Genomic DNA, 21,496 nt, shown 5'->3' with positions numbered 1-21,496 from the left:
GTAGCTAAGCTGCAGCGTGTCTACAGGATCAATAGCCGAGGTCTTTTTTGGCTTTGGCCCATGCTTTATTCCATTTGTCGAAGACGGTTTGCGGATCTTTGGCCAGAACGAATTCCTGAGCCATAGCCGGCAGGTCGAGCTGTGCTTTGTTGGTGATTTCAGTAACCTTGGCGTCATCCACAGTGCCTTCCTGCAGGACTACGCCGGTAGCCTGGAATTCTTTTAGCTGAGTCAGGTTGGATTCTTTGCCCTTAAGCGGAGAGATGAAGCCGGCAAAATCCTCATACCCGGAGTCTTCGATCATCCATTTGACGAAGGCTTTGGCAGCGTCTACATTTTTGCTGTTCTTGGCTACTGCATAGAAGAAGTCAGGGCTCAGCGGTGCAGTGATTGTGCCCGAGTTGTCATAAGGAAGCGGGAAGAAGCCTACATTGTCCGAAGTTGTGCCTGCGCCGATAACCTGGTTGATGACCCAGTTGCCCAGGTAATACATGGCGAATTTGCCGGATGCGATGTCCTTCTTCGATTGTTCCCAGTTGGTGGAGTTGATGTCTTTTTCCAGATAGCCCTTCTCATTCAGCTCTCTAAGCAGGCTCAGCGATTTGCCGTAGCCGTTGTCCATGGTAAAAGGAGTATCGGAGGTCAGCTTTTCGTTCGGGAAATTAGGGTCGCCGTCGATAATGCGGGGAACGGAGTATACCCAGTCGTTCAGCGGCCATTTGTCCTTAAAGTTGGAAGCGAGCGGCACAACTCCGGCTGCTTTCAGCTTTTCGCAGGCAGCGAGGAATTCATCCCAGGTCTTGGGGATTTCAGTGATGCCGGCATCGGCGAACGCTTTTTTATTGTAGACAATCCCTGTAGTGGAGTTACCGGTGGTGATCCCGTACAGCTGGCCTTCATAGGATTTGAAATCTTTAAAGGTAATCTGGTCAGTCAGGCCGAGATCGTCAAGCGGTGCGAAATATTTCGGCAGGTCCGAGTTAGGGATGGTCGGGATGAACATGACGTCAGGAAGCTCGCCGCTGGCCATTCTGACTTTTGCCTGCTGGTTGTAGTCGGTCTGTGAGGCTTCAAATTCTACCTTGATATTCGGATACTTTTCATTAAAGCGCTTAACATATTCGTCATACTCTTTGCCGATCATATCGGTTCTGTTGGTCAGGAAGGTGATTTTGCCGCTGATGTCTGCGCCGCTTGGGGCTGCCGGTTCAGTGGTTGCCGCTGCATTTCCGCCGGTGTCGGCAGGAGCGGCAGTCGCTGCGGGTTCGTCTGTGGCTGTAGCGGTGTTGTTATTGTTGTTTGAACCGCAGCCTGTTAGGGATAGTGAAAGTATCATAATGATAACAAAAGATAACGAAAATAACTTGTTTCTCATTGCGTTGTCCCCTTTTCGTTTTGTTGTTAGCGTTTACATGGATATTATAACGTGATTTTCCGGCCTAAGAAATGTATTGAATTATTATTTATTGTCTTTATTTGTTTTCTTTCTGGGATTATAATTAGATTGTTGCTAACAATATAATAACAAAATACAATGGTTATCGTACACAGTTAAGAAAACGCCATCTTTTATTGATTAACGAGAGCAGGATGCACGCTTACAAAGCTTAAGGGAATGCTGACAAAACTTTTAGGAGGACTCATGACGCACAAACAGCTTGCTTTAACAGATTGGGAATTCAGGGCCTGTGGTGAGGAACAATGGTTTCCGGCAGTTGTGCCGGGTACGGTGCATACGGACCTGTTGCGCAACGGGCTGATTCCGCAGCCCTTTTATGGAAAGAATGAGCATGAGCTGCAGTGGATCGACAAAAAGGACTGGGAGTACAGAACGATATTACAGCTGGATGAGGATTGGCAGAGCCTGACGGTTACGGAGCTTAATTTTGCCGGACTGGATACGTATGCTGATGTCTACGTGAACAATGTGCATACGCTTTCTGCAGATAATATGTTCCTGGCGTGGACGGTGGATGTCAAGGATCTGCTGCGGACAGGTGAAAATGAGATTGTGGTGAGATTCCGTTCTGTGGTGGCAGAGGATCTGCCGAAGCTGGAGAAACTGGGTTATGATCTGCCGGCGCCGAATGACCAGTCCGAGCTTGGCGGTCTTGAGGAGAAAAGGATCAGTGTATTTGCCCGCAAAGCGCCGTATCATTACGGCTGGGACTGGGGTCCGCGGTTCCTGACAAGCGGCATCTGGCGTGAAGCGGTGCTTACCGGACGGAGTGCTGCGGTAATTGCCGATGTGTACATCCGGCAGGATGAGGTTAAACAGGCGTCGGCACGCGTGACAGCAATAGTGGAAGTGGATACGCCGGAGACATGGGCGGGAACGCTGCGGATTACTGCTGAAGGGCAGGAGTGGACGCGGGAAGTTACATTGGAACCGGGTAAGGGCACAGCGGAGCTTGAACTGGTGATTAATCAGCCGCGCCTGTGGTGGTGTAACGGGCTGGGAGCGCCGGAGTTAACTACGTTCCGGGCGGAGCTGCTGGAGAACGGGGCTGTGCTCGCTGGCGCTGAGGTGAAGACCGGTCTGCGGGAAATCAAGCTGATCCGCAAACCGGATGCGAAAGGCGCTTCATTTAAGTTCGAGCTTAACGGTGTGCCGGTGTTTGCGAAGGGTGCCAACCATATTCCGAATGACAGCTTTATTACGGAAGTAACGGAAGAACGCTACCGCTATGAGATCGCATCAGCGGCAGCGTCGAATATGAACATGCTGCGGGTGTGGGGCGGCGGCTTTTATGAGGAGGAGGCTTTTTACCGGCTGTGTGACGAATACGGCCTGCTGGTGTGGCAGGACTTCATGTTTGCCTGCAGCATGTACCCGGGAGACGAGGCGTTCCTTCTGAATGTGCAAAAAGAAGCAGCTTATAATGTGAAACGGCTGCGCAATCATCCATGTATTGCTCTCTGGTGCGGCAATAACGAGATTGACTCTGCCTGGGCGCAATTCGAGGAGAATAAGGGCTGGGGCTGGAAGGAGAAGCTGAGTGCTGAAATCCGTGAGACGCTGTGGACTGCTTATGAAGACATTTTCCACCGGATTCTGCCGGAGGCGGTAGCAGCCCATCATCCGGGCATGGAATACTGGCCGTCCTCTCCGCTCCGTGAGCTCACGAATGATATCGACCAGCACGCTGTACGGATTGCAGGTGACGGGGATGTTCATTACTGGGGCGTGTGGCACGGAATCGAGCCGTTTGAGAACTATAACGTTAAGGTCGGCCGCTTCATGAGTGAATACGGCTTCCAATCCTTCCCTGAGCTGAAATCGGTGCTGACCTATGCGGAAGAGAAGGACATGGAGCTGGAGTCGGAAGTGATGCTGGCCCACCAGAAGAACGGCCGGGGTAATCAGATCATCAAGGAATATATGGACATCTATCTGCCGGAGCCGAAGGATTTCCGGTCGTTCCTGTACATGAGCCAGATTCTTCAGGCAGAGGCCATGCGGATGGCCATTGAGAGCCACCGCCGGAACAAGCCTTACTGCATGGGCACCCTGTACTGGCAGATGAATGACTGCTGGCCGGTGGCTTCCTGGGCCGGGATGGACTACTACGGCCGCTGGAAGGCGCTGCAGTATACTGCGCGCCGGAGCTTCAAGGATGTTCTGCTCTCTGTGGAGGCGATGGACGGGGAGAAACTGCAGGTTCATGCAGTGTCTGACCTGCGGGAAGCGCTGGCCGGGGAGCTGGTGGTCCGGCTGCATGACTTCAGCGGAGCGGTACTGAAGGAGTGGAAGCAGCCTGTGCAGCTGGCCGCTGATTCGTCAGCGGTGGTGTTCGCTGTGCCGGTGATGGAGCTGCTGGCGGGCTATGCTGCGGAGCAAGTGGTGCTGGTAGCTGCTCTGGAGGCGGCGGACGGTTCGCTGCTTGAGCGCAAGGAGCACTACTTCGCTGCGGCGAAGGAGCTGAAGCTGGAGCAGCCGGCTCTGACAGTGGCTGAGGTGCCGGGCAGCGGCGGCCTGAGCTTCACCGTCAGCAGCGACGTGCTGGCCAGAGGTGTGTACCTGACTGCGGAGCAGGAAGGTATCTTCTCGGATAATTATTTTGACCTGCTTCCAGGCGAGGTGAAGACGGTGCAGTTCCTGCGGCGTGGTGGGGTTCACGAGGCGGCAGGGGCTGTGGCCGGAGGAAGTGCCGGGCTGGAAGCCGGAGGCAGTGCCGGGTTGGAAGCCGGAGGCAGTGCCGGGTTGGAGGCCGGAGGCAGTGCCGGGTTAGAGGCCGGAGGCAGTGCCGGGTTGGAGGCCGGAGGAAGTGCTGGGGCTGGAGCTGGAGTGGAAGCCGCGGCTACAGGTACGGGAGTAATGAATGGGGCGAAAGCTGGTGCTGGTGCGACGGACTTCACTCCCGCTGTTCCGCAAGGACTGGAAGTCCGGTCAATGGCGGATTATGTGAAGTAAGACGAAGCGCCTTCGCCATGATGATGCGCAAGTCGGAGGTCTGCTTGTGCAGAGTAGTGAGTTAGAGGGAAAGATCCCACTAATTGGGGCTGTGGGGGCCACCCAGGGCTGAAATAGAGGGAAAAATCCCTCTAAATGGGGCTCAAGTGGGCCACCAGAGCTGAAATAGAGGGGAAAATCCCTCTAATTGGGGCTGAAGGGGGCCACCAGAGCCGAAATAGAGGGAAAAATCCCACTAATTGGGGCTGAAGGGGGCCGCCAGAGCCGAAATAGAGGGAAAAATCCCTCTATTTCCCACTACATTCACCTGGCGCAGACAAATTGGCGGAGTGAGATAAAACATACCTAATTATTAGGGAGAAGGAGCCAGAAAATGGCGATTTGGGTACAGGAAGACAAGGGAATCTTTCATCTGCAGAGTAAGGGTATGAGCTATATTATCGGCCTTTATAATAACTATCCGATGCACATATATTGGGGCAAGAAGCTGCGTCATGAAGGCAATTTGGACGGACTGCCGCATCTGGGTGTGGGCACTGCGCTTGACCGGCTTCCGCAGGAATATCCGCAGTACGGCACAGGAGATTACCGTGTGCCGGCTTACCAAGTCAAGCTGCAAGACGGCACGCGGATTACAGAGCTGCAGTACACCGGATACCGGGTGCTGGCAGGTAAGCCGCAGCTTGACGGGCTTCCGTCTGTATATGTGGAATCGCCGGATGAAGCGGATACGCTGGAGATTACGCTGCGCGATGATTATGCCTCGCTGAACGTAATCCTGCGCTATACCGTGTACCGCGACACGGATGTTATTGCCCGCTCGGTGGAGCTGGTCAATGACGGGCAGGCCCCACTGGATCTGCTTCGCGCGCTGAGCGCTTCCGTCGATTTCCCGGAAGACGGCCAGTTTGACCTGATCTATCTGTCCGGCGGCTGGTCGCGGGAAGGAAATCTCACCCGCAGACGGCTGGAGCAGGGCACGACGGCACTGCAGTCCCGCCGGGGCATGAGCAGCCATCAGCACAATCCGTTCGCTGCGCTGGCCAAGCCTGGAACCGACGAGCACCAGGGAGAAGTATATGGCTTCTCCCTGGTCTACAGCGGCGGCTTCGCTATTGAAGCCGAAGTGGACGGGTTCAGCCATACCCGGCTGGGCATCGGGCTGAATCCGTTTGATTTCTCCTGGCGGCTGGCTCCAGGAGAGAGATTCCAGACACCGGAAGCGGTAATGGTTTACTCTGCTGAGGGCCTCGGAGGCATGTCGCGGATCTATCACCGCCTGTACCGCACACGTCTGGTACGGGGGACGTTCCGTGATAAAGAGCGTCCGATTCTCGTGAATAACTGGGAAGCAACCTACTTCAATTTCAATGCTGACAAGCTGGTGGACATTGCAGCCGAAGGCTCGAAACTTGGCATTGAGCTGTTTGTACTCGATGACGGCTGGTTCGGCAAGCGCGATGCCGACAACTCCTCACTCGGCGACTGGACCGAAGATCTGCGCAAGCTGCCTGGCGGACTAGCCGACGTGGCTAAGCGGGTCAATGATCTGGGAATGCAGTTCGGCCTGTGGGTCGAGCCGGAGATGATCTCTCCGGACAGTGACCTGTACCGCGCGCATCCGGACTGGTGCCTGCATGTGCCAGGGCGCCGGCGGACGGAAGCGCGCTGGCAGCTCGTGCTTGATTTGACGCGTGCCGAGGTGCGGGATTATGTCTATAATGCGCTAAGTAAAATTTTCTCCAGCGTACCTATCGCCTATGTAAAATGGGATATGAACCGCAATCTGACGGAGATCGGCTCGGCTGAACTGCCGGCTGAGCGTCAGGCTGAGACTGCCCACCGCTATGTGCTGGGACTGTATGAGCTGATCGACCGCCTGACTGGTGATTTCCCGCATATTCTGTTCGAGAGCTGCTCCAGCGGCGGCGGCCGGTTCGACCCGGGCATGCTCTATTACATGCCGCAGACCTGGACCAGCGACGATACGGATGCGGCGGAACGCCTGAAGATCCAGTACGGCACCAGCCTCGTCTATCCAATAAGCGCGATGGGCGCACATGTCTCGGCAGTGCCGAATCATCAGGTCGGCCGGGTTACACCGCTGTCGTTCCGCGGAGATGTCGCGATGTCCGGTAACTTCGGCTACGAGCTTGACCTGACGAAGTTCACCGACGAGGAGAAGGAACTGGTGAAGCAGCAGGTTGCGAATTACAAAGAAATCCGCAGTCTCGTGCAGCAGGGTAACCTGTACCGCCTGCAGAGTCCATTCGAGGGTAACGAAACGGCATGGATGTTTGTCTCGGACGATCAGCGTGAGGCGCTTGTCTATTACTTCCGGGTGATGGCTGTGCCTTACCCGGCACGCCGGACGCTGAAAGTCCGCGGGTTGAACCCGGACCTCGATTACACGGTGCTGGACAGCGGTGAAGTCTTCGGCGGTGACCGGCTGATGCAGGCCGGGCTGGCGCTGCCGGACATCCAGCGCGATTATGTGAGCGGCTGCTTCCACTTAAAGGCGCAGGACTAATGGAATTAATTAAACAAGGAGATTAACTAAATCTAATAGCGATAAGTGAGCCAGGGAAACCTGGCTTTTATTAATTCACTTGGGAGATAATAAAAAATGAGAGGCAAAAATGCTACTGATTCCAGCACCCGCAGGCGAAGCGCCGAAATGAGAGGCGAAAATGCCTCTGATTCCAGCACACGCGAGCGAAACGGCAGAATAAGAGGCAAAAACACTCGTCTACTTATCAACGTTCGTGTTTAGCGTTACTTTCATGTTAGTTTTAGTTTTTTTGTTGCCGAAAATACTTTAACTATGTATAATAGCAATTAATCTCGATGTGATTGTACGATATTCTGGTTTTCAAAGGTGGTTTCATGGCAGAACTGGAGAACAGCGAGCAGAAGAAGAAGATGTGCCAGATCTACAATGAGATCTCCAAGGAATTGTTTGGCTTCGGGACGACCTTGCTCCGCGTATCTGTCGATCAGCGGGTCATTACCTTTCACGCCAAGCACCGCAGATCTCCCCGGTCAACCGCCCTGGAGGGCGAGGCGCCGGAGCTTAAGCAGGAAGTGGACTTCCGGATGTCGCTGCTGTTTAAGAAGCGTTTTAAGGAAAGGCTTGAAGAAGAGATGGGCCTGACGATTGAGGTTCTGCTCAGAGATTACGATGCACCGACCCAGTGGGCTTTTACGAATATGATACTGGCCGGAGAATAACAGCTTCATCTTAATATCTGCGGATTTTTGCTTTTGATCTATCTTAAGCGAAGACCGTCCTTCTATAACGGGTAGCTCTTGACTTTGTTTACACAAAGAAAAGTGTTCTTGTTCCTACAAGAATGCTTTTCTTTTTTTATTGAAAAAATAGACAATACCAACATTTCTGGGAGGTTATTTACTAATGAAAAAGATCATGACTACCGGCCTTGCACTGGCCCTGACTTCGATGCTGGCGGCTTGCGGCGCAAACAATGCGGCGACAAACAACACAGGTGCTGATAATACGGCTGCACAGGGAAATACAGCGTCCGGGGAACCGACTGAACTGGTCATTTCCACCTGGGGCTTCTCGGAAGACTTCTTCAAGGAAGCAGTCTACGCTCCGTTTGAGAAAGAGCATAATGTCAAAATCGTCGTGGAAATCGGCAACAACGCCGAGCGCCTGAACAAAATCCGCCAGGGCAGCTCCGACGTGGACGTAGTCTATCTGTCCGATTATTACGCGCAGCAGGCGATTAACGAAGGGCTGTTCGATACGATCGACAGCAGCAAAATTCCGAATCTCCAGAACATTTATGATATCGCTAAAGCGCCGCTTGGTGCAGAATACGGTCCCGCGTACACGATCGGACGTCTGGGCATTGCCTACAATCCGGCTCTGACCTCGGGAGAGGTTACTGCATGGAGTGACCTCTGGACCAAGTTTGATAAAAACCTGGCGATGCCGGCAATTACGGCTACAGCAGGCCCGATGATCGTTGATGCAGCATCCCTTGCTGCTGGTAACGCAGACTTCAATGAAGATACAGCGTTCACAAAGCTGAAAGAGCTGGACAGCAATGTTGTGAAATACTACGGCCAGACCTCGGAGTATGTAAACATGTTCGGCCAGGAGGAAATCGCCGGCGGCCCGATCATGGAAATGTACTTCAAGGATCTGCAGGCGGCTGTGCCTGATGCCAAATTCGTGGCACCGTCCGAAGGCGCTTATGCCGTAATGAACACCGTTAACGTAGTTAAAGGCAGTGACAATATAGAGCTGGCTGAAGAATTCATTAACTGGCAGCTGAGTGAAGAGGTGCAGGCGGCTTCTGCAAAAGCAAAAGTGGATTCCCCGGTTAACATGAACGTAATGCTGACACCTGAAGAAGCGGCGGGCGTGACTTATGGTGCGGATGTTATCGGCCAGCTGCGCAAGCTCGACATGTCGTTTGTGAACCAGCACATCACTGAGTGGACCGACCGTTTCAACCGTGAGATCGGCGGCTAAGGATGACAGCGCGTAAAAAGGTCATTCTCGATGTAGATACAGGAGTGGACGATGCGCTCGCGATTATGCTGGCTGTGACGAGCGGAGAACTCGATATTCTCGGGATCACCACGGTCAGCGGCAATGTCTCGCTGGATCAGGCGACCCTGAACACCTGCAAGATTCTGGAGCTGCTCGGCGTGTCCGGGCAGATTCCGGTCTTCCGCGGGGCGGACCAGCCGCTGGTCCGGGATAGCCTGTTCGAACACCGTGTACACGGCTCGGACGGAATCGGCGGGGCGCTGGCCGATATGGCCGTAACGAAGCAGGCTGAAGCTGAACGGGCGGAGGACTTTATCATCCGCCAGGTGCTGGATCAGCCCGGAGAGGTCACGCTGATTATGACCGCACCGCTGACCAACCTGGCACGTGCGCTGCTCAAGTGCCCGGAGCTGACGCAGCATGCCGCCGAGGTGATTGTAATGGGCGGCGTGGTACAGGGCTTCGGCAATATTACGCCGACGGCGGAATACAACATGTATGTTGACCCGGAGGCGGCCAAGCTGGTGCTGGCAGCCGGGTTCCCCCGCCTGACGCTGGTCGGGCTGGATGTGACCCGCAAGGCGCTGTTAAGCGCAGATGATATAGCGAAGCTGCAGAATCCGGTCATCCGCGATTATGTGGAGAAGAGTACGGCGGATTACCGTACGCGATATTGGGAACGGAACGGTGTGCAGGCCTGTGCACTGCATGATCCGCTTGCGGTGGGTGTGGCACTGAACCGCTCGTTCGTTACTGTGTATGATTATTATGTGGATGTTGAGACAAGAAGTGACCTGTGTGACGGGCAGACCGTCTGCGATTTCCAGAACCGATTGGCAAGACCAGCGAACGCCGGTGTCTGCCTGGAGGTGGATGCGCCCGCTTTTCTGGAATGCTTCATTAACAGCTTGAACAGCAATAGCTTTAACAGCCTGAACCAATAGCAGAAGAAGGACGGGAGTCATTAGAATGAACAAAAAAGCACTGTACCTGCTGCTGCCGGGTCTGTTGTTCCTGGCGGCCTTCATGCTGGTCCCGATTACGCTGACCATTGCCTCCACTTTTGTGCAGGACGGGAAGCTGACACTCGAAGGATATCTGCATTTTTTCCGGGACGGGTACTTTAACCGCATCCTGCTGACTACGCTCCGGGTGAGTGTGGTGACGACACTGGTCTGCATGCTGCTCGGCTATCCGGCGGCTTATTATATCTCACGGGCAAGCGCCCGCAAGAAGAGCATTCTGCTGGCACTGTCGATTTTTCCGCTGCTGACAAGTCCTGTTGTACGTTCTTTTAGCTGGATGATTATCCTCGGCAAAAAAGGGCTGATCAACTCCTTCCTGGTCAACACCGGATTGATCGATAAGCCGCTCGACATCCTCTATACGCCGACGGCGATGATGATCGGACTGGTGCATCTGTTCCTGCCGCTGATCATTATCACCCTGCTCGGGGTTATGGAAAATCTGGATCACGAGCTGGTGCGGGCGGCGCGCAGTCTGGGGGCTTCCCCGTTCGCCGCATTCCGCAAAATCACCTTCCCGCTGACGGTGCCGGGCCTGATTATCGGCGGCATTCTCGTCTTTGTCGGCAGCCTTACGGCGTATACAACGCCTGCGCTGCTCGGCGGTAAGGAACGGGTGGTTTCCACCTTCCTGTACCAGAACGCCATGACGCTGAACGACTGGCAGGCGGCCTCGGTCATCGCGGTTATTATGATTGTTATTACATTTGTGGTGGTCGGGCTGATGAATGCCTGGGCCAACCGCTTGAATCCGAAGGGGTGAGAACATGAAGGAAGGCAACCGCGTGCTGTCCTTGTACACACTGCTGGTCTTTATATTTTTGCTGGGTCCGCTCGTGATCATCTCGATTACTTCCTTTGAGCCGGGCACGGTCCTGAAATTTCCCCCTGAGGGCTTTTCGCTGAAATGGTACCGGAATATTTTTGAGGTCAGCGCCTTTATGGACACCTTCAAAACCTCGATTATCATCTCGCTGCTCGGCAATCTGCTGGCGCTCCTGCTCGGTGTGCCGGCGGCCTATGCGCTGAGCCGTTACCGGTTCCGCGGGCGGGATACGCTGAATGCGATTTTCCTGTCGCCGGTGCTGATTCCCGGGATTGTGCTGGGCTTCACGCTGCTGCGCTACCTGATTGTCGTCTACGGGCTGCCGATTGTGGCCGGTCTGCTGATCGGGCATACGGTGATTATGCTGCCGTTTATTATCCGGGTTATTGCTTCAAGTCTTGAGAATTTCGATTTCGCGGTGGAGGAGGCGGCGCAGAGCCTGGGAGCCTCGAGGCTGTACACGTTCTTCAAAATCGTACTGCCCAATATCCGCTCGGGGATTCTGGCGGCGATTCTGATCGCTTTTCTGGAGTCGTTCAACAACGTGGATATTTCCGTCTTCATGACCGGTCCGGGGATCAGTACTCTGCCGATTCAAATGCTGACCTATGTGCAAAATTACTTCGATCCTACAATTGCCGCGATCTCCGTCATTCTGATGGTGCTGACGGCGGCGCTGATGTTCGTCATCGAGCGGCTGATGGGATTCGCTTATTTTACCAAAAGATAGCCAATTAAAGGATAACGGAGGCATAACGCAATGTCACTTTTAAGTCTTGAGCAGGTATCGGTTGCTTATGACAACCGTCTGATACTGGAGGATTTCAATCTGTCGCTGGCAAAAGGGCAGCTGCTTTCCCTGCTCGGCCCCAGCGGCTGCGGCAAAACAACGACCCTGCGCCTGATCGCCGGGTTTCTGAATGCGGAAGCGGGAGCTTTTATGTTCGGCGGCAAGGACTATACCAAGGTTCCGGTCGAAAAGCGTAATTTCGGCTTCGTGTTCCAGAGCTATGCGCTGTTCCCGCATCTGTCGGTGTTTGATAATGTGGCGTTCGGCCTGCGGCTGCGCAAGCTGAAGGAAGCGGAAGTGAAGAAGCGGGTAACCCGGATGCTGGAGATTGTCAGTCTGGGCGGCTTTGAGAAAAGACTTCCGGCAGCCCTGTCCGGCGGACAGCGCCAGCGGGTAGCGATTGCCCGGGCGCTCGTCATTGAGCCGGATCTGCTGCTGTTCGACGAACCGCTTAGTAACCTCGACGCTAACCTGCGGGTGAACATGCGTGTAGAGATACGCCGCATCCAGCAGGAGCTGGGCATCACGACCGTATATGTCTCCCATGACCAGGAGGAATGCTTCTCGATTTCCGATCAGGTGGCGGTTATGAACAATGGCAAAATCGAGCAGCTCGACAAGCCGTCGGCCATCTTCAAATACCCGGCCAGCGAGTTCGTGGCCCGGTTTATCGGGTTCGGGAACTTTATCGCTTTTGACGGACGGAATGATACGGGTTCAGATATTGAGCTTAGCAGAGGGGCGCTGAAGTTCCAGGCGGCCAAACGGCCGGAGGGACTCGGTAACACAGGATTGCTCGGAGCGATCCGTCCTGACGATTTGCAGCTGTTTGCAGCTAATCCGGAGCCGGGCAAGGCCAGTAACATTTTGCCGGGAACGGTGCAGATCAGCACGTATCTGGGCCGTAGCTACCAGTATCAGGTGGAGACGGAGCTGGGTGTGTTCACGGTGAATCAGGAGATGGAGCAGCCATTCGTGCAGGGACAGCGGGTTACGGTTTATTTTCCAAAAGAGAAGCTGGTGCTGGTGCAGTAGCGCTTCATAAGGAGCAGACATGATGATTACAGATCAACTTATACTGAACGCTAAAGTGTACAACAGTTACTATAAACGGTTCGAGACGGCGAATGTTGCTGTAAAAGACGGGCGTTTTCTCTATGTCGGCCAGCTTGGTGCGGAAACGTTCGAGACTGCAGAGACGATTGATGCCAATGGGCAGTATCTGGTGCCCGGGCTGATTGATATCCACCTGCATATTGAGAGCACGATGATCACACCGGAGACGTTCTCCTACGGTATTCTGCAGCATGGGGTGACGACGATTGTTCCCGAGCCGCATGAGATGGCCAATGTGTTCGGTGTTGAAGGTGTGCATGAGATGATCCGGGCCAGCAAGGACTGCCTGGTAGATATGTTCTATGCGATTCCAAGCTCCGTGCCGGCTACTCCGCTGGAAACAACGGGCGGCTCGATTGAAATTGCCGATATCGATGAGCTGATGGCGACGGAGCAGATGATCTGCCTGGGCGAGGTGATGAATTTCGTCGATGTGATCCGTGATCCCGATTGTAAAAGCAACCGGATTCTCCAGCACGTCCGCAGCAAGTATCCCGGTCTGGTTATCGAAGGGCATACGCCGAAGCTGCTCGACCTCGATCTGCATCAGCTGATCTTTGCCGGGATCGATTCCGATCATACTCATCAGAGCATTGAAGGCCTGACCGCGCGGATTGCCGCCGGGATGTTCATCGAGATCCAGGAGAAGTCGATGACCCCGGAGGTCGTCGACTATCTGATCCAGCATCCGGTCAGCGAGCATTTCTGCTTCGTGACCGATGATGTGATGACCGACTCGCTGGCGACGACCGGCCATCTGGATCATCTCGTCCGCAAGGCCATCGCCATGGGCATGGCACCGGAGGCCGCTGTCTATGCGGCCACCTACACGCCGGCCCGGCGGATGAAGCTGGACGACCGCGGCGTGATCGCGCCGAACAAAACCGCCGACTACCTGCTGCTGTCTGACCTCAGCAGCTTCACGATTGAGGCGGTGTACAAGCGTGGCGCGCAGGTGTGGGACCGCAGCCGGCCGCAGGCACAGCCTGCGCCTGCGCCGCGCTTCCCGGCGCATTTCTACCGGAGCGTGCAGCTTGCGCCGCTTAGCGCCGCGGACTTCGCTGTGCGCCCGGAGCTGCCTGACGGCCGCTACGGCGCCCGTGTAATGACGGTCAACAACGTGTCCACGTTTACCGAAGAGAAGCATGTGGAGGCCGAAGTGAAGGACGGCCTGCTGCAGTGGCAGGACACCGGCTGCGGCCTGATCGCCACCTTTGAGCGGTACGGCAAAACCGGCGGCCGCGCCTACGGCCTGATCGGCGGCGACACGATCAAGCGCGGTGCGATTGCGACCACGTATTCGCACGACAACCACAACCTGCTCGTCGTCGGTCACAACGCCGAGGATATGGCGCTCGCCGCCAATACGGTTATTGCCGAGCAGGGCGGCTTCTGCGTCGTCTGCGACGGCGTAGTGCTGGCCCTGCTGGCGCTGCCGGTCGGCGGCATCCTGACCGAGGCGCCGCTCGCCGAGACAGCGGAGCGCGTGCTGGGGCTGCGCACAGCGATGGAGTCGCTGGGCTACAACCACTACAACCCGATCATGTCGATCAGCACGCATTCACTGCCGGTAAGCCCGGCGCTGAAGATTACGGACTACGGCCTGATCGATGTTGTGGCGGGCAAGGTAGTGCCGCTGCTGTTCCCGCTGGGGGAAGCGTGAGCTGTTGGCGTTCCGCCGTGTGAAGCATGAGAGGCGCTGCCGCTCCGCTGGGTGAGCATGTGGAAGAGGCGCTGCCGTTGGGTTAGGTAGTGATATAGGAGGGGCGTCCCAGACGGGATGCCCCTTTTTGCAATAAGAGACCGGTTTAGTTGCACAGAGCGCAGTTATTCTGAGAATAATGCTGAAAATTACCCTTTTAGTTGTACAAAGTGCAGTTATCCTGAGTGTGTGGTTAAGAGTTGGATCTACAAGAGAGCGCTAACCGAGCTAAGTGGAAATTCGACACTTATTTATGGTCTAACTACCGAATATGAGGATGCTAAATGGAAAAACACCACTTAATTCCACAGTTTCCGTGTCAAAAGGGGTTTGCGGTCAAAAATAGATGGCCTTTTTCCACCTATTTATCTGCAATGGTGAAAAAAGACCGGATTAAGTGGCGAAAATCCACCTAGTTAGATGTAACTTAGAGATATAAGTTAAATGAAGAGCAGCGACGAGGGAGTAGATAACTGGCGAAGAGAGAACTACCCCCCCGCAACTTTCCTCCCTCACCGATTGACTAACGTATGACCTGCCCCTATGATGATAAATAATATAAAACATCGCAGAGCGCATACCGTACAGCGTATAGAGGGAGAGAGACAGCATGGCTATGGAGATTGAACTCAAATTCCTGCTGCCGGAATATCCGGAGCAGCTGATTGAGGGCGGAGAGCTCAAAGTAATTACACGGCACAGCATTGACCAGACATATCTGGCGATTGAGGACGGGCAGGAGCTGCGGGTCCGCAAAATTACCGATCTTGATTCGGGCGAGGTTGCGTTTACGCATACGTTCAAGGACGGCAAGGGGATCAGCCGCAAGGAGATTGAATATGACATCTCGGAAGGCCTGTATAATCAGATGATCGATGCCGTCAAGGCCATTCCCCTGGTCAAAACACGCACAACAGCGGTATGGAACGGCATCACCGTAGAGATCGACGTCTACACCCAGCTTCAGCTCACAGTAATTGAGGTGGAGTTCGATTCACTGGAGGAAGCAGAGAGCTTTAACGCCCCTGAATGGTTCGGAGAAGACGTAAGCACAGAGACAAAATACAGCAACAAAACCGTCTGGAAAGAGCTGCAGAAGAGGTAAGGCGGTCATCTGTATTTTTTCGCCAAAGTTGACACAGAAGTAACGGACTTTAACGCTTAAACGTGTTAATATATAGGGAAGTTCTGTATAGAGTGAATAAAGAGGGGTCCAGGAGGATGAGACAGGTATGGAGTATATAAGCACAAGAGGAAAAGTGCAAGCTAGAGGCTTTATTGATACAGTTCTGATGGGACTGGCGGATGACGGCGGGCTGATGGTGCCAATCAAGATTCCGGTTATTTCTGCGGATAAGCTGGAGGAATGGCGCAAGCTCAGCTTCCAGGAGCTGTTCCTGGAGATTTTCTCATACTATACCAATGATGAAATTCCTTATAACGATCTCAAAGAAATGGTTTATACCAGCTATGGCAATTTCCGCGCGCCGGAAGTGACACCTCTTCATAAAGTGAATGATTCCCTGTACGTGCTGGAGCTGTTCCACGGGCCGACGTTTGCGTTCAAGGATGTGGCGCTGCAGTTCATGGGTGAGCTGTATTCCTATATTGCCAAAGTGCGCGGTGAAATTATCCATATTCTCGGGGCAACCTCGGGGGATACCGGTGCGGCGGCCATTCAGGGCGTACGCGGCAAAGAAGGCATCAAAATCTGTATTCTGCATCCGCATAACAAAGTGAGCAAGGTACAGGAGCTGCAGATGACCACTGTGGACGACAGCAACGTGCTCAATTTGTCTGTGGAAGGGAACTTTGACGACTGCCAGAAGGTGATTAAAGAGCTGTTCGCCGATCTGGATTTCAAAGGGAAATACCATCTGCGGGCGATTAACTCCATTAACTTCGTGCGTATTCTGGCCCAGACGGTTTATTACTTCTATGCTTACCTGCAGATTGAGAACAGCGGTGACAAGAAGATCAATATCAGCGTGCCTTCGGGCAACTTCGGCAACATTTTCTCCGGCTTCCTGGCCAAAAAGATGGGCCTGCCGGTCAATAAGCTGATCATCGCCACCAACGAAAACAACATTCTTGAACGTTTCGTCCTGACCGGCGAATACAAACCAGGCGAATTTACAAGCACCTACAGCCCTTCGATGGATATTCAGGTGGCGAGCAATTTTGAGCGGTATTTGTATTATCTGCTGGATGAGGATGCGGCCAAGCTGTCGGAGTATATGGCAGGGCTTGCAGCGGACGGTAAAATTACAGTGGACGGTGAGCTGTTCACTCGGGTCCAGGCAGATTTCGCGGCGCTTGGGGCGAAGAATCAGCAGTGTCTGGACATCATCACCAAATATAAGCAGGAGTACAGCTACCTGCTTGATCCGCATACGGCCTGCGGGATTGCCGCCTATGAGGCGTTCAGCGGACCGGATGAAACTACTGTTACGTTCGCTACTGCACATCCTGCCAAATTCGACGAGGCGATTGCGCTGACAGGCATTAAGCAGGAGTTCCCGGTACAGATTTCTGCATTGTTCAATATGCCGCAGCATATGACGGTTGTGGAGCATGATAAGGCGGAGATTGTGCGTGAGCTGCAGGATTTTTTCGGATAAAAAGAAAATAAGCATACGAAAGGCCCGTTCTTGAAAATGAGCGGGCTTTTTTTGTTGTCCGGGGTACCCGCAGGCACTGCTGAATAGCGGTGGGAAATGCCGGGCATTCTGCTGACAGCTGCTTTTTGGCGGCCATTTACCGGGCGGAATGCGGCAGTTTGCCAGGTGCATTTTTTCACATAAGAAATCTAGCGGAAATTGTCGGAAATTACCCTTCAAAAAGTGGACATCCCTGACATGGAATGAGAAAATAGCAGTTATAGATTAATAAGACAAAAGGACGGGATCACTCATGACAATTCGTTTCGGGGTCGTTGGCACCAACTGGATTACAGACCGTTTCATTCAGGCTGGACTGGAAAATGAGGATTTTATTCTGACTGCGGTGTATTCCCGTACAGAGGAAAAGGGCCAGGCTTTTGCCGCTAAATATGCGGGGGCTGCGATTTATACGAATCTGGACGAAATGGTGTCCAGCCCGGAAGTGGACGCTGTGTACATAGCCAGTCCTAACTCCATGCACGCCGAGCAGGCGATCATCTGCATGAATCACGGCAAGCATGTTCTCTGTGAGAAGCCGGCCGCTTCCAACAGCCAAGAGCTGAAGCTTATGATTGAGGCGGCCCGTGCGAATGATGTGCTGCTGATGGAAGCGATGAAATCGACGATGATGCCGAACTTCAGCGTAATCAAAGACAATCTGTATAAGCTGGGTACAGTACGGCGTTATTTCGCGAGCTATTGTCAATACTCATCCAGATATGATGCTTACCGCCAGGGGACTGTACTGAATGCCTTTAACCCGGAATATTCCAACGGCTCGCTGATGGATCTGGGGATTTACTGCCTGTATCCGATGGTGGCACTGTTCGGCAAGCCGGATGCGGTGAAGGCGGCAGGGCATATGCTGTCCTCCGGTGTGGACGGCGAAGGCAGCATGGTTATGAGCTATCCTGATATGGATGGCGTAATCATGCACTCCAAAATTACCGACTCCTATCTGCCTGCTGAAATTCAGGGGGAGAATGGAACCATGGTCATTGATAAGATCAACCAGCCGTATCAGGTCAAAATTCATTACCGCGACGGAACGGTAGAGGAGCTTACTGTGCCTCAGGTGTACGAAGCGATGTATTATGAGGCGCATGAATTCATTGAGCTGCTGAAAAACGGCCAGCGCGAGAGCAGCATCAACAGCCACGGAAATTCACTGGCGGTAGCGGAAATTATGGAGGAAGCCAGACGACAGATCGGCCTCCGCTATGCATCGGATCTATAGTGAAATGGGGAGCAGCACTTGAAGACATTTAAAAAGGTATACATCGAGATTACAAGCGTCTGCAACCTGGCCTGCAGCTTTTGCCCGCCGACGGAGCGGACGAAAAACTTTATGAAGCTGGACACCTTCAACAAAATCCTGGATGAGATCAAGCCGCACAGCAATCATATCTATCTTCATGTTAAGGGGGAGCCGCTGCTGCATCCGAAGATCGGCGAGCTGCTGGATGCGGCCCATGCCAAAGGCTTCAAGGTCAACATCACAACGAACGGGACGCTGATTCACAAGGCAGGCCCGAAGATTCTCGGCAAGCCGGCGCTGCGCCAGATGAATTTCTCGCTGCACAGCTTTGACGGCCATGAGGGCTCCGAGAACCGCGAGGGCTATCTGCGGGAGATTATCTCGTTTGTCCGCGAAGCCTCGACGCAAGGCGTGATCATCTCCTTCCGGCTGTGGAATCTGACGGAGGATAACCAGACGAACGTGACGCGGATGCGCAACCGCGAGACGCTGGCGGTGCTGGAGGAGGCCTTCAATCTGGATTACCGGATTGAAGAGAAGGTGGTTCCCGGCAGCGGCGTCAAGATTGCGCCGCGCGTCTATCTGAACCAGGACCACGAGTTCAGATGGCCGGCCCTGCATGAGCCGGAGGATGACGGCAAAGGCTTCTGCCATGCGCTGCGCAGCCAGGCAGCGGTATTGGTCGACGGCACGGTGGTCCCGTGCTGTCTGGACGGCGAGGGCGTCATCAACCTCGGCAATCTGCATGAGAAGCCGTTCTCCGAGATTGTCGAGGGTGAGCGGGCGAACAATCTGTTCTACGGCTTCTCCCGCAGGGAGGCCGTGGAGGAATTGTGCCGCAAGTGCGGATACAGACAGCGGTTCGGGACTTAATATTATTTTGCATGACACAAACAGAACCGGGAATGGATCATTGCCTTTAAGGTAAGCGGAGGCCGTGATCGCCAGATCCCGGTTCTTTTTTGCATACCTTGGGGGTCATGTTCTCTCCAGCAGCTGGTTTTTCAGGTCAAACATATCGAGCACCTGCCAGGCAAACTGGAGATCAAAGAAAACGGAATACTGATCAAGCTGCAGGTCCAGTATTTCCTCGATGCGTTTCATGCGGTAGGCGAATGTGTTGGGATGAATATCCAGCAGATGGGAGGCCTCCTTATGGCGTTTGCCGCACAGGATATACGCATCCAGAGCTTTCAGCAATTCAGCCCGTTTGGGTGAGGGGTAGTCCAGCAGCGGCTGCAGAAGGCCGTATACAAATTCCAGCAGATGAGCTTGCGGTTGATCCAGGATAAATTGGGCGGCGCCCATTTCGACGTAATCTTTAATGATATTGATCTCTTTCTTGCGTTTGCTGTAAGCCACGCTTTGTTTGGCATCCTGATACGACTGCATAAAACCCTCGAAGTGGCGGCAGACCCGCCCAATCCCGATGGAGCAGCGGATTCCCTGGTGCAGCTTCAGCAGTCTTTGGTGGATTTGCGCCGCGGTGCTCCTGCTTCTTTTTAAAGCCGCTCCGTGATCGATCTCCTTGGGCAAAGCCAAAATAATAACAAAGGCATTCAGTTTGCAGATAGCCAGACTATACGGATTGATGTTCATCAGTTCGGTTTCAATCGTGTTTTGGACATGCCGCTGAGCGGTTTTCAACTGGTCTCCCTGCAGGCTGGATGCTGAAAAATCCACATCGGCGATCATGAATACAAAAGAGTCGTCCGCGTTCAGCCCCAAGGTTTTGGCGCGTTCCCGCAAGGTCCCCGCGTTCTTCTCCGACATCAGCTCATCCAGGAATTCGCCTTTGACACGCTGCTCGGTTTCGTAAACGGCTTCCCGTTTCATCAGTTCCATCGCAAGGACAAGGCAGCACTGCTCCGCAAGAACAATATCCTGCTCGCTGAGCAGGGAGCCGGATTCCGAAACAGCCAGGACTCCAAAGATCGCATTCGAGGTCAGGATGGGAAACAGCATGAATGGGGCCGAGACGCCGGATTTGTCCGGCTGCACGCGGCAGGGCTCCCACGTCTTCAAAACCTGCTGAAATTCCTCAATAAACGGCGGCGTATCGATATCGAATCCGAAATGGGCCTGCGGATGGTCTGTCAGCACATTCAACAAGCTGTCATAAAGAATGACCGGCCTTTCAAGCATGTTGTAAACGGCTGTTCCGAAATCGGGGGTCGACTTTCCGCTGAGGATGAGATTCATCAAGCGTTCATGAGTCATGTTAATCCGGTTCAGCTGGCGGTTTTGAAATTGAATGACCCCGTTCAATTCCTCAAGCTTTTCCTTTTTACTTTTTTCCTCTTCATACAGCCGGGCGTTCTCCAGGGCGATGGCAGCCAGATTGGACAGCGTGATCAGGAGGCTCAGGTCGTTATCGGTGAACGAACCGCGCGTAAAATTATCAATCGTCATGACGCCAATGCATTCTCCCCTGATGAGCAGCGGAGCGCACATCACGCTTTGAATTTTGAATTGTTCGCCAGCGGATTGAATAATCGGCTGCAAGGACTCCTCGTAAGAAATTTTGTTGGACGGAGACATCAAATCCGTATTTCGGCGCACGGTTTCGAAATTGTGGAAAATTTGCGGGGTTCGGCTCTTGAGCGTTATTCCGGTCATCGATTCGCCGGGCTGTAAAATGACGTTTTTCATCTTGTCCCAGACAAACCCGGAACAGGCCATCGGCTTCAAGCGGTCCAGCTGTTTGTCGTAGATGAATAATACGCCGGCATCCGCCGCTTCGATGACGTTCAGGGCCCGGTCCAGAATACGGGTGATGACATCATCCAGGGTCAGACTGGAAGTCAGGTACTGGGCGGCATCAATCAACAGCTCATTTTGCGTCAAACGCCGCTGCAGTTCGGAGACGGAACTTTCCTCGGTAGATTCAAGCATTACGGTTCACCAGCTTTCTTTCGTTTGACAAGGAGGGAGACTCAACCCGGAATAGAGGATGCCGATATAGAAGCAGCATTGGTCGGCGGGATCAATATGTTCGGTTTCCTTACATAATAACAGAATAATTCACCTGAAACCAGTAGGCATTCGGTTTTTAACCGAAAAATGAGCTGTGTTTTTTGGGATATACCGAACATTCTGGCGATTTTGTGTAATATAATCCTTCTACAGTCTTGATTAAGCTTCATTTATGTAATGTTAGATAACATGTTGCTTATT

General features: G+C 53.5%; 15 protein-coding genes. 13 read left to right on the top strand and 2 right to left on the bottom strand.

Going from position 1 to position 21,496, the window contains the following annotated elements:
- Positions 1-28: 28 nt before the first annotated feature.
- A complete protein-coding gene (locus tag M2108_RS26455) occupies positions 29-1,375 on the bottom strand; it encodes an ABC transporter substrate-binding protein (protein ID WP_277472362.1) in 1,347 nt (448 codons plus the stop codon).
- Between the two features lie 267 nt (positions 1,376-1,642).
- Between M2108_RS26455 and M2108_RS26450 the strand changes: the two genes are divergently transcribed.
- From M2108_RS26450 to M2108_RS26390, 13 genes are all read left to right on the top strand, one after another.
- Complete coding sequence (locus M2108_RS26450) at positions 1,643-4,414, top strand: glycoside hydrolase family 2 protein (protein ID WP_277472361.1); 2,772 nt, start codon at positions 1,643-1,645, stop codon at positions 4,412-4,414.
- 373 nt (positions 4,415-4,787) lie between these two features.
- Entirely contained in the window at positions 4,788-6,944 is a 2,157-nt protein-coding gene (locus M2108_RS26445) for an alpha-galactosidase (protein WP_277472360.1), read from the top strand.
- A 356-nt stretch (positions 6,945-7,300) separates the two neighbouring features.
- A complete protein-coding gene (locus M2108_RS26440; RefSeq protein WP_042172970.1) occupies positions 7,301-7,645 on the top strand; it encodes a hypothetical protein in 345 nt (114 codons plus the stop codon).
- A gap of 184 nt (positions 7,646-7,829) precedes the next feature.
- On the top strand, positions 7,830-8,918 hold the full coding sequence (locus M2108_RS26435) for an ABC transporter substrate-binding protein (protein WP_277472359.1): 1,089 nt from the start codon (positions 7,830-7,832) through the stop codon (positions 8,916-8,918).
- 2 nt (positions 8,919-8,920) lie between these two features.
- Positions 8,921-9,883, top strand: a complete 963-nt coding sequence (locus tag M2108_RS26430) for a nucleoside hydrolase (RefSeq protein ID WP_277472358.1) — start codon at positions 8,921-8,923, stop codon at positions 9,881-9,883.
- 25 nt (positions 9,884-9,908) lie between these two features.
- On the top strand, positions 9,909-10,727 hold the full coding sequence (locus M2108_RS26425) for an ABC transporter permease (protein ID WP_277472357.1): 819 nt from the start codon (positions 9,909-9,911) through the stop codon (positions 10,725-10,727).
- Positions 10,728-10,731: 4 nt separating this feature from the next.
- Positions 10,732-11,520 carry an ABC transporter permease gene (locus M2108_RS26420; RefSeq protein WP_042172978.1) on the top strand — a complete coding sequence of 263 codons (789 nt, stop codon included), beginning with the start codon at positions 10,732-10,734 and terminating at the stop codon, positions 11,518-11,520.
- A gap of 30 nt (positions 11,521-11,550) precedes the next feature.
- Positions 11,551-12,615 (top strand): ABC transporter ATP-binding protein, encoded by a 1,065-nt coding sequence (locus tag M2108_RS26415; protein WP_277472356.1) that lies wholly within the window; start codon positions 11,551-11,553, stop codon positions 12,613-12,615.
- Between the two features lie 22 nt (positions 12,616-12,637).
- Positions 12,638-14,359 carry an adenine deaminase gene (locus tag M2108_RS26410; protein WP_277472355.1) on the top strand — a complete coding sequence of 574 codons (1,722 nt, stop codon included), beginning with the start codon at positions 12,638-12,640 and terminating at the stop codon, positions 14,357-14,359.
- A 649-nt stretch (positions 14,360-15,008) separates the two neighbouring features.
- Positions 15,009-15,503 carry a CYTH domain-containing protein gene (locus tag M2108_RS26405; protein WP_277472354.1) on the top strand — a complete coding sequence of 165 codons (495 nt, stop codon included), beginning with the start codon at positions 15,009-15,011 and terminating at the stop codon, positions 15,501-15,503.
- A 127-nt stretch (positions 15,504-15,630) separates the two neighbouring features.
- Positions 15,631-17,019 (top strand): threonine synthase, encoded by a 1,389-nt coding sequence (gene thrC, locus M2108_RS26400; protein ID WP_277472353.1) that lies wholly within the window; start codon positions 15,631-15,633, stop codon positions 17,017-17,019.
- A gap of 292 nt (positions 17,020-17,311) precedes the next feature.
- Complete coding sequence (locus M2108_RS26395; RefSeq protein ID WP_277472352.1) at positions 17,312-18,298, top strand: Gfo/Idh/MocA family protein; 987 nt, start codon at positions 17,312-17,314, stop codon at positions 18,296-18,298.
- Between the two features lie 18 nt (positions 18,299-18,316).
- Positions 18,317-19,192: a radical SAM/SPASM domain-containing protein gene (locus M2108_RS26390; RefSeq protein ID WP_277472351.1), complete on the top strand. Its 876-nt coding sequence runs from the start codon at positions 18,317-18,319 to the stop codon at positions 19,190-19,192.
- 105 nt (positions 19,193-19,297) lie between these two features.
- Here M2108_RS26390 and M2108_RS26385 read toward each other — a convergent pair whose 3' ends face one another.
- Positions 19,298-21,214, bottom strand: coding sequence for a GAF domain-containing protein (locus tag M2108_RS26385; protein WP_277472350.1), 1,917 nt, complete (start codon positions 21,212-21,214; stop codon positions 19,298-19,300).
- Between the last annotated feature and the right edge of the window lie 282 nt (positions 21,215-21,496).

The organism is Paenibacillus sp. PastM-3, from assembly GCF_029893965.1.
In the GTDB taxonomy this organism is placed as follows: domain Bacteria; phylum Bacillota; class Bacilli; order Paenibacillales; family Paenibacillaceae; genus Paenibacillus_AQ.
The sequence above is the reverse complement of the archived record's forward strand: the minus strand, read 5'-3'. Positions and strand labels throughout refer to the sequence as shown.